The following is a 13,584-nucleotide window of genomic DNA, read 5'->3' as shown; positions in this document are numbered from 1 at the left end:
CGGACAGTTCGCCGGGCATCCGCTCCTCCTTGCCGCCGAGGCCGACGAGGTCGAGGACCTGCGGCACGGCCTTGCGGATCTCTCCGCGCGGCTTGCCGATGTGATCAATACACCTAGCGGCCGAGCCGGACGAACCTCCTCACCGCCAGGGGGAAGAACACCGCGACGATCGCCACCGGCCAGAGCACCGCGAGGAGCCCGGCGTGTTCGGCGGCCCAGGAGCCGGTCGCGCCGCCGGGGTTGCCGAACAGGTCCCGTACGGCGGTGGCCGTCGCGGACATCGGGTTCCACTCGACGGCCGCCCCCAGCCAGGCCGGCATCGACTCGGGGGCGGCGAAGACGTTGGAGAGGAAGCCGACCGGCCAGACCAGGATCTGGACCGCCGAGACCATCTCCGGCCGCCCCGCCACCACGGCGAGGTGGATGCCGACCCAGAGCATCGCGAACCGCAGCAGGAGCAGCAGCCCCATCGCGCCCAGCACGGCGCCCGGGCCGTGGTGCCAGCGCCAGCCGACCGCGTACCCGACGCCGGTCATCACCGCGAGCGCGGCGACCGACTGGAGCATGTCCGCCGCGCTGCGGCCGACCAGCACCGCCCCCGGGGCCATCGGCATCGAGCGGAAGCGGTCGATGACGCCCTTGCCGAGGTCCTGGGTGACCGCGAGCATCGTGCTCTCCAGGCCGAAGGCCATCGTCAGCGCGAGCATGCCGGGGACCAGGTACTCGGTGGGGTCGCCGTCCACGCCCCGGCCGCCGCCGACCAGATAGGCGAACATCAGGAGCAGCATCACCGGGAAGACCAGGTTGACCAGGACCGCGACGGGCTGCCGGGCCCAGTGCGCCAGTTCACGGCGGGTCATCGTCCAGGAGTCGGCCAACGCCCAGCCGAGCCGTGCGGAGGCCCCGTCCGGTCCGGGCGCCACCGTCGTCGTCACCGTCGCGCTCATGCCGCCGCCTCCGCCCGCTCCGTACGGGGCCGGGCGCCCCGGTCCGTACGGGGTTCCTCGCCGGGCCGTCCGGTCAGGGCCAGGAACACCTCGTCCAGGGTCGGGCGGCGTACCGCGATGTCCTCCGCCTCGACGCCCGCCTCCTCCAGCACCCGTACCGTCCGGGTCAGGGCCGCCATCCGGTCCGGGGCGGGCGCGCTGATCAGGCGCCGGTCGGGGTCGAGCGCCAGGCCGTCGCCGCCGAGCAGCGCGGCGGCCTCCGCCAGCCGGGTCGCGTCGCGCAGGACGACGTCGATCCGGTCGCCGCCGACATGGGCCTTCAGCTCGTCGGGGGCGCCCTCGGCGACCGCCCGGCCGTCGTCGATCACGGAGATCCGGTCGGCCAGCTGGTCCGCCTCCTCCAGGTACTGCGTGGTCAACAGCACCGTGGTGCCGCCGCCCACCAGGGACCGCACCGCCTCCCACACCTCGGTCCGGCCCCGCGGGTCGAGGCCGGTGGTGGGCTCGTCCAGGAACAGCACGTCCGGGTCGGTGATCAGCGACGCGGCCAGGTCGAGCCGCCTGCGCATGCCGCCGCTGTACTGCTGGACCGCCTTGCGCCCGGTGTCGGCGAGGCCGAACCGCTCCAGCAGCTCGTCCGCCCGGCTGCCCGCCCGGCGCGCGCCCAGATGGAACAGGCGTCCGAACATCTCCAGGTTCTGCCGCCCGCCCAGCTTCTCGTCGAGCGCCGCGTGCTGCCCGAGCAGCCCGATCCTGCGCCGCACCTCCCCCGCCCGCTCGCGGACGTCGAGACCGGCCACGGTCACCCGGCCCGCGTCGTGGCGCAGCAGTGTCGACATGATCCGCACGGCGGTGGTCTTGCCCGCCCCGTTGGGGCCCAGCACCCCGTGGACGGTGCCGGCGCCGACGGCCAGGTCCAGTCCGTCCAGGGCGCGCTTCTCCCCGTACCGCTTGTGCACGCCGTCCATGACGATCGCCTCGGTCACGATCCCGCCACCCTTCCGCGGCTTCCGCCACGCTTTTAGTCAAACTTGACTAGCAGGTCGAAGGTAACGACCGGGACCGCATTAGTCAAACTTGATCAGTCGTCGTCCCCGGGATCCCTGATCCCGGTCGCGTAGGGGTTCTCCTGGTCGTCGGCGAGCACCCCCACGAACGGGTCGCCCTCGTCGGCGAAGGTGTACGCGCCGCCCTCGATGCGGGCGATCAGGCCCCGGGTCCACTCCGCGCCCGCGTCCGCCGAGTGCACCCACAGGTTCATGATCTCGCCGATGTGGCCCAGGGATTCGGGGCCCTCTTCTGGCGTGTAGTACTCGGTGACCGCCTTCCGCCACCCCTTCATGGCCTCGACGCGCTCCTTGAGCAGCGCGACCGCCTCCTCGCGGGGCAGGTCCACGATGAACCCGACCGCCGCCGACAGGACGTCCATGTTCTGGTCGTAGGTGCGCAGGGCGTCCCGCAGCAGGCCGCGGTACTCCTCCAGCCCCTCCTCCGTGACCTCGTACTCGGTGCGCGGCGGGCCGCCCACCGTGGAGGGGGCCGTCTCGTGCGCGAGGAGCAGGCCCTGCTTCGCCATCTGCTTCAGGGCGTGGTAGATCGACCCGGGCTTGGCGTTGGACCACTCGTGGGCGCCCCAGTACTCCAGGTCGTTGCGGACCTGGTAGCCGTGCGCGCGGCCGTGCATGCGCACGGCGCCGAGGACCAGCAGCCGGATCGCGGACATGGGCACTCTCTTCCTACTCAATTTTGACTAGGGTAGCCCCGCCCGCTTGCGCACGGCCTCCCGGTGTGCCCTCGGGAGCGCGTACGGACCATCCGGCAGCCGCCCCGGGCTCCCGCACCGCATGGCGCGTGGCGCGTACGGGAGGCCCGGGCTCCCGCGGCGCGGGGCGCATACGGAAAGCGCGGGCCGACCGGGTCAGAACGGGAAGATCGAGCGGCCGTGCTGGATCGACATCCACCGCTGCGTGGTGAACGCCTCGACCACGGCCTCGCCGTTCAGCCGCCCCACCCCGGACGTCTTCTCCCCGCCGAACGCGACCAGAGGGTCGTCCTGCACGGTGGAGTCGTTGACGTGGAACATCCCGCTGACGATCCGCTGCGCGAACTTCACCCCGCGCTCCGCGTCCCGGGTGTGCACCGCACCGCTGAGGCCGTAGGGGCCCTCGTTGACGATCCGCACGGCCTCCTCCTCGCCCTCGAACGTCATCAGCAGGGCCACCGGGCCCAGGATCTCCTGCGTCAGCAGCGGGGAGTCCTCCGCCAGACCGGTGAGGACGGTCGGGGCGACCACGTTGCCCACGGTCCGGCCCCGTACGAGGGCGGTCGCGCCGTCCGCGACCGCCCGGTCCACCAGGGCGTCCAGTGCGTCGGCCTGGAAGGCGTTGACGACCGGCCCGATCCGGGTCTCCGGATCCCGCGGGTCGCCGGTCTTGAGGGCGGCCACCTCGGCGGTGAACCGCTCGGTGAACTCCGCCGCCACCGACCGGTCCACCAGGATCCGGTTGGCCGCCATGCTGACCTGCCCCTGGTACAGGAAGCGGCTGAAGACGGCGGCCCGGACCGCGTACGCGATGTCGGCGTCCTCCAGCACCACCAGGGCGCTGTTCCCGCTCAGTTCGAGGATGGTCCGCTTGAATCCGGCGGCCGCCGCGGCGGCGACGTGCCGGCCGACCCGGTCCGATCCGGTGAACGAGATCACCTTGGGCACGGGGTGCTCGACGAACGCGTCGCCGATCTCGGCGCTGTCGGTGATCACCACGTTGAACAGCCCGGCCGGCAGCCCCGCGTCCTCGAATATCCTCGCTATCAGCCCGCCGCCGACGACCGGCGCGTTCTGGTGGGGCTTCAGGACGACGGCGTTGCCGAGCGCGAGCGCGGGGGCGGCGGACTTCATCCCCACCAGGAAGGGGAAGTTGAAGGCGCTGATGACGCCGACGACGCCGACGGGCAGCCGGTAGAGCCGGTTCTCCCGGCCGTCCCCCACGGCGGGCAGCAACCGCCCGGTGGGCCGCAGCGCCTGGCGGATCGCCTCGCGCAGGAACTCCGCAGCCCCGCGGATCTCGTACCGCGCCCGGAGCCGGGTGCCGCCCAGTTCGTCGGTGATCGCCTCGGCGATCTCGTCCGCCCGGTCGAGGGTGATGCGCAGGGCCCGTTCGAGGACGGCGCGCCGCTCGTAGGGGTTGACCGCGGCCCATTCCCGCTGCGCGCGCTCGGCGGCCCGGTAGGCGCGGTCGACCTCCAGGGCGGTGGCCACGGTGACGGCGGCGAGTTTCTCGCCGTTGTAGGGATTGACATCGATGATGTCCCACGAGCCGCTGCCGGTCAGCCACTCGCCGTCGATGTACTGGTGGGCCAGTTCACGGAAGAAGGACATGCAATCCCTTACTGCAGGCGTTCGCAGACTCCTGATGTGACGTCATCGTAGTGACTGTTCACATCAGTTGGAGCAGTCCGCGCAGAAGATCCCGGCTCTCGTCCGGGCCCGGACTGTCCTCGGAAAGAGCGGACATCGCCTTTTCGTACTGCGCGACTTCCTCGGCCTTGTCCAGATAGAGCGCACTTGTCAGCTGCTCCAAATAGACGATGTCCGACAGATCGGATTCCGGGAAACGCAGCATGGTGAACGAACCGCTCTCCCCGGCATGACCGCCATGACTGAAGGGCATGACCTGGAGAGTGATGTTGGGACGTTCCGACATATCGATCAGGTGCCTCAACTGGGCGCGCATCACTTCGCGTTCACCGTACGGACGGCGCAGGGCCGCCTCGTCGAGCACGGCGTGGAACACGGGGGCGCGCTCGGAGACGAGGGCCTTCTGGCGTTCCAGGCGCAGCGCCACCCGGCGGTCGACCTCGGCGGCGGAGGCGCCGCGCATTCCGCGCGAGACGACGGCGTGGGCATACGCCTCCGTCTGCAACAGGCCGTGCACGAACTGGACTTCGAAGATGCGGATGAGGGAGGCCGCGCCCTCCAGGCCGATGTACGTCTGGAACCACCCGGGCAGCACGTCTCCGTAACTGTGCCACCAGCCCGCCACGTTGGCCTCTCGGGCCAGCCCGAGAAGGGAGTCCCGCTCCGCCTCGTCCGTGACTCCGTAGAGAGTGAGCAGGTCTTCGACGTCTCTGGCCTTGAAGCTCACCCGTCCCAACTCCATGCGGCTGATCTTCGATTCGGAGGCCCGGATCGAGTAGCCGGCCGCCTCACGGGTGATGCCGCGCGACTCCCGCAGTCTCCTGAGCTGAGAGCCCAGAAGGATGCGCCGCACCACCGATCCACTCGACTCGCCTGCCGACACCGGTCCGGCCCTCCCCTTCGCTCTCCCCTGGCACCCGGAGCCCCCCGGAACCCCGAGTGCCGGATTCTGCCACCAAAACGCTTCACCCCGTACTCATTCGGTTACGGAAATGGGAAGACGTCCGGAAAGCTCCAAAACTGGCCCCGGGAAGAAATACCCCGCAACCACCACGCTACCGGGCAGGTCCGGCGCGTGCACGTGCATCTGCCCTTGCATCTGCCCTGCGCATTCGGAACGATGGCGATCGCGCACCTGCGTGCTCGTGTTGTGCCGCTGTACCCCCCGCAGTACCGCTACAGGCAGTGCCGCTACAGCCGCGAATCCCGGGAGTGCCTCGTATGGGGACGAATGGATCGACGATGCTCGAGCCGTTACGGCAGGGGCTTCCCCCCACCGACCCCTCGGGGGTTGCCGGATCGGCGTCCTGTGCTCTGCCCGCGCGTTACGAAGCGGTCGGCGGCGCACGGAAGTTCACCCGGTCGACCCTGGAGCGGTGGGAGCTGGGGGACCGTTTCGACGATGTCGCCCTGGTGGTCTCCGAACTCGTCACCAACGCCCTGCGCCACGCGCTGCCCGGCGAATCGTCCCAGGAGTTCACCGACCCGCCGGTGCGGCTGCACCTGATGCGGTGGGCCTCGCGGCTGGTGTGCGCGGTGCGCGACCCCAGCCAGGTGAGCCCGGTGGCGGGCGAGGCGGCGGATTCGGCCGAATCGGGCCGCGGGCTGTTCCTGGTGGAATGCGTCAGCGACAGCTGGGGCTGGTACCGCTCCCCCGTGCCGTTCGGAGAACTGCCTTCGGGGCCGCTGTACGGCAAAGTGGTCTGGGCTCTTTTCCGGCTCCCGGAAAACACGGAACCGGCGCCGTGAATCCCCGGCCCGGCCCCTCGCGGGCCGGGCCGGGGGTCAGGCGCCGGCGGCGAGGTGGTCGAACTCGCCGTCCTTGACGCCCAGCAGCAGCGCCTCGATCTCCGCGGGCGTGTAGACGAGGGCGGGCCCGTCGGGGTGACGGGAGTTCCGCATCGCCACGTCCCCGCCGGGCAGCCGCGCGAACTCCACGCACGAACCCTGGGAGTTGCTGTGCCTGCTCTTCTGCCAGACGACTCCGCGAAGCTCTGTGGCCGCCATGCCGTTGTACACGTCGTGCACAGGACGCTCCCCGAGATTCAAGGTGCAGGTGTCAACTAGCTCGGATCATAGCTCTGTTCATTTGCCAATGCATGAGCAGATGCACGTGCACCGCCGGTGTTGTTTCGATTACATACTTTCCGTCACCTCGCCGCCCTCCGGGAAGAGAGACGAACGGCACGCCTATTTCGCTCCCGCTCACCGGAGTTGACCGGCACGGGCCTTGGTAACGTGGCGCGGTCTTTCGTTCGGAAAACAGCAAGGGGGAACTCCACGTGACCAGGTCTCTACGCACGGGCGCCATCGTGATCGCCGCTCTGGCCGCCTCGTACGCGCTGACCGCGTGCGGCGGTGACGGCGACGGCGACCCGGCGAAGGGCTCGGGCGGGAACGCCTCGGCGAGCGCGGCCCCGGGCGCCGGGGACGGCCAGGGGGACTCCGGCGGGGACGGGGCCGCGGACGCCGCCGCACTGGAGGGCACCTGGGTGGGGCTGACGGAGGGCAAGAACGTCACCGTGTCCATCGCCTCCGGCAAGGTCGCCCTCGTCGCCGACCGGTCCGTGTGCCAGGGCGACGTGAAGGACATGGGCGGTGAGCCGATGCTCGCGCTGAAGTGCACGGGCGGCGGGACCGACCGCACGATGGGCGCGATCGAGTCGGTGGACGCCGGGAAGCTGGTCGTCTCCTGGGACGGCGGCGCGAAGGATTCCCTCACCAAGGCCGAGGCGGGCAAGCTCCCCAGCGGTATGCCCTCGCTCCCCGGCATGCCGGACCTGCCGGAGATCCCCGCACCGTAGGGCCGTGGCCGGCCTGGGCCGGGGCCCCTCCCGGGCCGGAGCGCCGGGGCGCCGGGGACCGCGCCAGGGGGCCGTCCCGGGCCCGCGCCCGCCGCCCGGTACAGCGGCGCCGCCACCGGGCCCGGGCGGTGCCGGGTCCGGCCCGCCCCCCGCGGCGCCCCTCGCCGCGCGTTCAGTCCGGGGCGAGGGTGCTGCTGACGCGGGTGGAGCCGCCGCGCTCGTCCAGGGCGAGGGTGAACTCCTCCAGCGCCTCCAGCAGCAGCGCCGCGCCCCAGCGCACCACCGGGTCGCCCATCGGGGTCGTGCCGTCCGCGGCCGCCGTGGGCATGTCCCAGTGGGCCACCGCGTCCGCCACCGGCTGCCAGTCGGGCAGCCGCCGCTCGCGCACCGCCCTGGCGGCCTTCTCCGTCGCCCCGCGCAACGCCTCGGCCAACTGGGCCGCGCCCGGCACGGGGTCGGCCGACCGGGACGGCAGGTGGGCCTCCAGCACCATCGCGGACCGGCCGAGCTGCGCCAGCGCGTGCTGGGCGTCGGTGGCGGCGGCCCGGGAGATGCCCCGGTGGCGTACGGGTTCGTGCTGGGCGGTCGCCAGCGCCTCCTGCCACGCCACGCGGGCCTCCCGGGTGGCGATCAGGGCGGCCCGCACGTCCTCGGCGTCCCGGGCGGCGGGGTCCGCGTACCGGTCGACGACCGCGGCGGCGTACCGCCCGTCCGCCACCAGCCACTCGGCCAGCCGGGTGCGCAGCCGCGGGGTCTCCCACGCGGGGTAGACGGCGTACGAGACCATCGCGATGAGCCCGCCGACCAGCGTCAGCACGATGCGTTCGGTGACGGTCTGGGACCAGTCGCCGCCGGGCATCCCGAGCAGGAAGACGACGTAGGCGGAGACGCAGACCTGGCCGACCGCGTAGCCGGTGCGCATCAGCAGGTACATCAGCCCGGCGCAGACGACGGCGAGGAGTGCGGAGAGCCGGGCGCCGGGGTGGGCGGTCTGCACGATCGCGGTGGCCAGCCCGACCCCGATCAGGGTGCCGCCGAACCGTCCGGCGGCCCGGGAGTAGGTCTGCGAGAACTCGGGCCGCATCACCATCACGGCGGTCATCGGGGCCCAGTAGCCGTGGCCCAGGGGGACGGCCTCGCCGACGAAGTACCCGGAGACGGCGACCACCGCGATCCGGATCGCGTGCCGCAGGATCGGCGAGCCGTAGTGCAGCTCGCGACGCATGGAGACCAGCACCACCGGCACCAGCTTCAGCAGGGTGGGACGCTGCCGGGTGTCCGGGGCCAGGTCGGTGGGGATGCCGCTGTCGGTGCCGGTGCCCTCCGCGATCTCCAGGACGTCGTCGAGCAGGGCGGCGAGCCGGTCGGCGGCGCGACGGGCGGGGCCGACGAGGATCACGTCGTTGTCGGGGGTCTTCAGCACGCCCAGGTCGGTGGCGGAGAGGTGGACCGGTTCGCCGGAACGGACGGCCCGGGCGGCGGCGTCCAGGACCGATCCGGCGGCGCCCAGCAGCTCGTTCACCCACAGCCGCTCCAGGCCGTCGCCGGGCACCCCCATCGCCGGGTCCGCGAGCGAGGCGAGCACTGGGCGCAGCCGCTCGGCGACGCCCCGGGCCCCGTGCAGTTCGGCGGGGCGGCGGCGGGCCTGGCGCGGGGTGACGGCGGCGGCGCTGCGGGCCGTCATCAGGGGCAGCGGGTCGAAGGGGGCGACCGGGTCGTGGCGCAGCCGCCGGGCGTAGTCGGCCTCGGCGGCCAGGGCGTCGGCGAGCGCGTCGCGCTGCGCGCCCCATCTGCGGACCGGGAAGAGGACGATGAGGGCCGCCTGCACCACCCCGCCGACCGCGATCATTCCCGCGTGGGCCGCCGCGTCCACGACCGAGGTGGGCAGGGTGATCGTCACGAGCATGATCGCCACGTTGGACGCGGCGATGATGCCGCCCGTGGGGCCCGCCGCCCAGGCGAGGCCGGCGAGGAAGGTCCAGACGCCGAGCAGGCAGAGGAAGAGCACGACGTGCGCCCCGCTGACGTAGCCGACGAACGTCGAGACGGCGAGGCTCACGCCGGAGACCAGGGCGAGGACGGGGCGTGGCCGCCAACTGCGCTGGAAGGTGGCGATGGCCGCCTGGAAGGCGCCGAACGCGGAACTGGCCGCGATCTCCGGACCGAACAGGACGAGGCTGGTGCCGACGACGAGGGCCAGACCGGCCGCACCGCGCAGGGCGATGAGGGGTTCCAGCCTCTGCCGCTCGATCTCCAGCCCCGAACGGGCGGTCTCCTTCAGCGCCCGGAGCCAGCTCATGGGCCGAGCCTAACCGCAATTCCGGGCAAGCCCGACTTACGCCATGATTTCGCCGTCGGGTCCCCGGCGCGAACCGTCCCGGGCGCCGCCCACGCGGGCCCGGTCGGCGGCCTCGGTACCCCGGTGCCAGCCGTCCGGGTCGTCGACCCCGCGCAGCCGGGTGGTCGTGGTCCTCGGGAACATCCGCTCGGCGGTGTCGGCGACCGCGACGTCCCGGGCGGCGAGGACGGGGAGCAGCCCTCCGCCGTCGCTCCCGCCGTCCCCGTCCGTGCCGGTGTCCGCCTGGGCCGTGACCCGCTCGGCGTCGGCGGCCAGCCGTCCGCCGAGCCGCTGCGCGTACCCCATCCAGAACGCCTGGCGGAAGGTCTTGGTCCGTTTGCGGCCCCCGGCGCGCTGCTCGGCCTCCGCCCGGGTCATCGCGGTCGTCCCCTGGACGAGAAGGGAGGTGAACAGCAGTTCGACGGCTTCCAGGTCCGGTTCGAAGCCGACGACCGTGGAGAAGCCGAGGTCGTCGTTCCACACGGCCCGGCACCGGTTGGCGGAGGCGACGGCGTCGAGCAGGACCGCCTTGGCGCTCTCGTACGGGGGCTCCACCCCGAGCCGGCAGGCGCCCGGCGCCTCGCGGCTGTGCGACCGGGCGGCGAGCAGGGCCTCGTCGATGGTGTGCCGGGCCATCAGCTCCTGGGCCTTGGCGGTCAGCGCCTCGGCCTCCTCCGGGAAGCCCGTCGCCTCCGCCTTCGCCAGCAGGGCCCGGATCCGGGTGAGCATGCGGGGCTCGTCGGCGGCGGGCGGCCGGTGCAGCCGGTCGGCGGGGGCGCCGGGCAGGGGCCCCGCCGGCTCGACGGCGGGCAGCCGCAGCAGCAGCCGGTACAGCTCCAGCAGGTCGGCGGCGTAGCTGAACCGGTCCGGCCGGTTGCGCGGCGGGGGCGGCGGAAGCTCGGCGAGCTGCCGGCGCCAGCGGGGCGGCAGCTCCGCGTACCGGGCGGTCTCGGCGGCGATCAGGGCGGCGGCCAGCGCCGCCCGCCGCTCGTCCAGCTCCCGGCGGACGTACCGCACCAGGTCGGCGGGGTGCCAGCCCCGCTCCCACGCCCGGCGGACGAACTCCTCGCCGCGCCGGTGCGCCTCCGCGTCGGCTTCGGGGGCGGCGGCCAGCAGGGACGCGCCGGTGTCGAGGGCGGCGTCGCCCTCCGCGTAGAGGGCCGCCGCGCAGGCCCGGTCGATCACGGATTCCATCCGGCCAAGAGTAGGCGGCGGCCGGGGTCCGTCGCCGGGCCCACCGCCGGGGCGCGGGAGCGGCGGCCCGGGGTGTCGGTCGCGGGGCGTTGTCAGTGGGGGGTGCCAGACTCGCGCCCATGACCGAACGGTGGGCGGTGGCGGCCGTGGACGGGGGCGGGGCGCTGCTCGCGCCGCTGGCGCGGGACGGCACGCCCGCCGGTCCCGTCGTCGCCGAGCCCGACCTGGTCGAGGCGGTGCGCTCCCGCCCCGACGTGGTGCGCTGGGTGTGGCGCTCGACCGCCGGGATCTACCCCCGCCTGCTGGCCGCCGGCGTCCGGGTCGAGCGGTGCTACGACGTCGAGTGCGCCGAGCTGCTGCTGCTCGGGCACGCCGGACGGCTCGGCGAGCCCCGGTCCGCCGCCGCGGCGCTGGCCCGGCTGGACGACGCGCCGGTGCCGCCGGACCCGCCCGCCCGGTCCGCCGAACCGGGCGCGCAGTCCTCCCTCTTCGAGCCGCCGTCGGGGGCCGGGGTGCCGTTCGAGGGGCTCCTGCGGGTCTACGCGGACCAGATGCGCCGGCACGACGCGGCGGAGCACCCGGACCGGATGCGGCTGCTGACCGCCTCGGAGTCGGCGGGGATGCTGGTGGCCGCCGAGATGCACCGGGACGGGCTGCCCTGGCGGGCCGACGTCCACCGGCAGGTCCTGGACGGGCTGCTGGGCGAGCGGTACGCGGGCGGCGGCGAGCCCCGCAGACTGGCCGAGCTGGCGGACGAGGTCTCGGCGGCGTTCGGCAGACGGGTCCGCCCCGATCTGCCCGCCGATGTGGTGAAGGCGTTCGCGCAGGCCGGGGTGGCGGTGAAGTCGACCCGGCGGTGGGAGCTGGCGGAGCTGGACCATCCGGCGGTCGAGCCGTTGATCGCGTACAAGAAGCTGTACCGGATCTGGACCGCGCACGGCTGGTCCTGGCTCCAGACCTGGGTGCGCGAGGGCCGCTTCCGCCCGGAGTACCAGCCGGGCGGCACGGTCAGCGGCCGCTGGACGACCAACGGCGGCGGGGCCCTCCAGATCCCCAAGGTGATCCGGCAGGCCGTCGTCGCGGACGAGGGGTGGCGGCTCGTCGTCGCGGACGCCGACCAGATGGAGCCCCGGGTACTGGCGGCGGTCTCCCGCGACCCGGGGCTGATGGAGGTGGCCAGCCACGAGGGCGACCTCTACAAGGCCCTGTCCGACCGGGCGTTCTCCGGCGACCGCGAACACGCCAAGCTGGCGCTGCTCGGGGCGGTCTACGGCCAGACCTCCGGGGACGGGCTGAAGAACCTGGCCGCACTGCGCCGCCGCTTCCCGCGGGCCGTCGCCTACGTGGACGACGCGGCGCGGGCGGGCGAGGAGGGGCGCGTCGTACGGACCTGGCTGGGCCGCACCAGCCCGCCCGTCGTCTCGCCGGGCCAGGACGAGGAGGCGGGCATCCCCCAGGAGGACCCCGGGGGGCCGGGGGCGGGCCCCGGCAGCGGTACGGCCCGGGCCCGGGGGCGCTTCACCCGTAACTTCGTGGTGCAGGGCAGCGCGGCCGACTGGGCGCTGCTGCTCCTGGCCGGGCTGCGCAGGGCGCTCCACGAACAGGGGCTGCGGGCCCGGCTCGTGTTCTTCCAGCACGACGAGGTGATCGTGCACTGCCCGGCCGAGGAGAGCCCCGCCGTCGTCGAGGCGGTCCGCGCGGCGGGCGAGCTGGCCGGGCGGACCGCCTTCGGCCGGACGCCGGTGCGGTTCCCCTTCACGACGGCGGTGGTGGAGCGGTACGCGGACGCGAAGTGAACCGGCGGCGCGGGGTGCGCCCGCGGGTGCGCGAGAAGCGCCCCGCTCACGCGCCGGACGGCGTGAACGGGGCGCGGGCGGTGGTGCGCTCGCTGTCTCTCCTCGTCTACCCGCGTTCCCACAACGCGGGGACGTTGGGCGGCTCCCAGCCCGAGGTGGCCTGGTGCGCCTGCAGACAGCGGTAGGCGACCCCGCCGTAGGTCACGCGGTCGCCCGCGCGGTAGGAGGTGCCGACGGCCCAGCTGGTCCCCGGCTCGGTGGGCGGATCGGTCGGCGGATCGGTCGGCTTGGGCGTCTGGGCGACGTCCAGGACGAAGTCGAAGGTGCCCTGGCGTCCGTTGCCGACGTTGCGGACGTTCATCAGCAGCCTCGGGTCGAACAGCGCGTCGGTGTTGTTACGCGGCTCGTTCGGGAAGTACAGCTGCGTGGTGAGGATGCGTCCGCCGGGCGCCTGCGCCTTCACGTGGATGTGGCGCGTACGGCCCGGGTAGAGGCCCGGCACGATGGTGGTGAGACTGAACGAGCCGTCCGCACCGGTGAACTGGTGGCCGCGGAAGTTGAACTGGGCCATGTCGTAGGCCCCGTTCGTGTCGGCCTGCCAGAAGTCGAGCAGGGCCCCGGAGATGGGCCGGCAGGCCCGGCCGAAGACGTAGCCGCTCACGGTGAGCGGGACGCCGGGGGTGCTCGGGGTCACCAGGCTGGTGCGGCGCGGTGAGTTGGGCTTGAAGTACGGCCCCTCCATCTGCGGCGGCGTCGGGTCGTCGCCGTCGTCGCACTCCGGGGTGAGGGCCAGGGGCCCGTTCCCAGTGGAGGCGGCGTCCCGCGCGAGCGCGACGCCTCCTCCGGCGAGGAGGGGGGCCGCGCTCGCGACGAGCGCGGCCTTCAGGAGGCCCTTGCGGCTGATCTGCCGCCGGTCTCCCGACGCCTCGTCGGAGGCGCTCGGGTCGTGGGGGATGGGGGTGTCGTCCTTGCGTGGGGTCATGACGGTTTCCTCGGAGTCCTCGGGGGGCCTCGTCGCGGGGAGGCGGGAGGCGGAGAGGTTCAGGAAGGGCTGCCCGGGGGCCGCGCCGGCCGGTCCCGGCCCGGTCGG

General features: G+C 73.5%; 12 protein-coding genes and 1 pseudogene. 3 read left to right on the top strand and 10 right to left on the bottom strand.

The window, feature by feature from the left end:
- The 6 genes and pseudogenes from AMK24_RS33370 to AMK24_RS25210 form a co-directional block, all read right to left on the bottom strand.
- A pseudogene (locus AMK24_RS33370) lies at positions 1-100 on the bottom strand (cell division ATP-binding protein FtsE); the annotation flags it as partial.
- 13 nt (positions 101-113) lie between these two features.
- Positions 114-947 carry an ABC transporter permease gene (locus AMK24_RS25230; RefSeq protein WP_073771159.1) on the bottom strand — a complete coding sequence of 278 codons (834 nt, stop codon included), beginning with the start codon at positions 945-947 and terminating at the stop codon, positions 114-116.
- Positions 944-1,933, bottom strand: a complete 990-nt coding sequence (locus tag AMK24_RS25225) for an ATP-binding cassette domain-containing protein (protein WP_073771158.1) — start codon at positions 1,931-1,933, stop codon at positions 944-946. Before AMK24_RS25225 ends, AMK24_RS25230 begins: the two co-directional genes overlap by 4 nt.
- Before the next feature lie 95 nt (positions 1,934-2,028).
- Entirely contained in the window at positions 2,029-2,670 is a 642-nt protein-coding gene (locus AMK24_RS25220; protein WP_073771157.1) for a PadR family transcriptional regulator, read from the bottom strand.
- A 195-nt stretch (positions 2,671-2,865) separates the two neighbouring features.
- Complete coding sequence (locus AMK24_RS25215) at positions 2,866-4,323, bottom strand: aldehyde dehydrogenase family protein (RefSeq protein WP_073771156.1); 1,458 nt, start codon at positions 4,321-4,323, stop codon at positions 2,866-2,868.
- Between the two features lie 58 nt (positions 4,324-4,381).
- Positions 4,382-5,245 carry a helix-turn-helix domain-containing protein gene (locus AMK24_RS25210; protein WP_073771155.1) on the bottom strand — a complete coding sequence of 288 codons (864 nt, stop codon included), beginning with the start codon at positions 5,243-5,245 and terminating at the stop codon, positions 4,382-4,384.
- Positions 5,246-5,604: 359 nt separating this feature from the next.
- Here AMK24_RS25210 and AMK24_RS25205 point away from each other — a divergent pair, with 359 nt between their 5' ends.
- A complete protein-coding gene (locus tag AMK24_RS25205) occupies positions 5,605-6,111 on the top strand; it encodes an ATP-binding protein (protein WP_073771154.1) in 507 nt (168 codons plus the stop codon).
- Positions 6,112-6,147: 36 nt separating this feature from the next.
- Here the strand turns inward: AMK24_RS25205 and AMK24_RS25200 are convergent, their stop codons facing one another.
- Entirely contained in the window at positions 6,148-6,390 is a 243-nt protein-coding gene (locus AMK24_RS25200) for a DUF397 domain-containing protein (RefSeq protein WP_030114590.1), read from the bottom strand.
- A gap of 254 nt (positions 6,391-6,644) precedes the next feature.
- On the opposite strand from AMK24_RS25200, the gene AMK24_RS25195 reads away from it, so the two are divergent.
- Positions 6,645-7,166 carry a hypothetical protein gene (locus tag AMK24_RS25195; RefSeq protein ID WP_073771153.1) on the top strand — a complete coding sequence of 174 codons (522 nt, stop codon included), beginning with the start codon at positions 6,645-6,647 and terminating at the stop codon, positions 7,164-7,166.
- A 172-nt stretch (positions 7,167-7,338) separates the two neighbouring features.
- On the opposite strand, the gene AMK24_RS25190 is transcribed toward AMK24_RS25195, so the two are convergent.
- Both AMK24_RS25190 and AMK24_RS25185 read right to left on the bottom strand, forming a co-directional pair.
- Entirely contained in the window at positions 7,339-9,465 is a 2,127-nt protein-coding gene (locus AMK24_RS25190; protein ID WP_073771152.1) for an FUSC family protein, read from the bottom strand.
- A gap of 36 nt (positions 9,466-9,501) precedes the next feature.
- Positions 9,502-10,698: a DUF2786 domain-containing protein gene (locus tag AMK24_RS25185; RefSeq protein ID WP_073771151.1), complete on the bottom strand. Its 1,197-nt coding sequence runs from the start codon at positions 10,696-10,698 to the stop codon at positions 9,502-9,504.
- A 119-nt stretch (positions 10,699-10,817) separates the two neighbouring features.
- Between AMK24_RS25185 and AMK24_RS25180 the strand changes: the two genes are divergently transcribed.
- Positions 10,818-12,494 carry a bifunctional 3'-5' exonuclease/DNA polymerase gene (locus tag AMK24_RS25180; protein WP_073771150.1) on the top strand — a complete coding sequence of 559 codons (1,677 nt, stop codon included), beginning with the start codon at positions 10,818-10,820 and terminating at the stop codon, positions 12,492-12,494.
- A 106-nt stretch (positions 12,495-12,600) separates the two neighbouring features.
- On the opposite strand, the gene AMK24_RS25175 is transcribed toward AMK24_RS25180, so the two are convergent.
- Positions 12,601-13,476, bottom strand: a complete 876-nt coding sequence (locus AMK24_RS25175) for a dioxygenase family protein (protein ID WP_073771149.1) — start codon at positions 13,474-13,476, stop codon at positions 12,601-12,603.
- Positions 13,477-13,584: the final 108 nt, after the last annotated feature.

This window comes from Streptomyces sp. CB02366 (assembly GCF_001905905.1).
In the GTDB taxonomy this organism is placed as follows: domain Bacteria; phylum Actinomycetota; class Actinomycetes; order Streptomycetales; family Streptomycetaceae; genus Streptomyces.
This window is presented reverse-complemented; position numbering and strand designations above follow the sequence as displayed.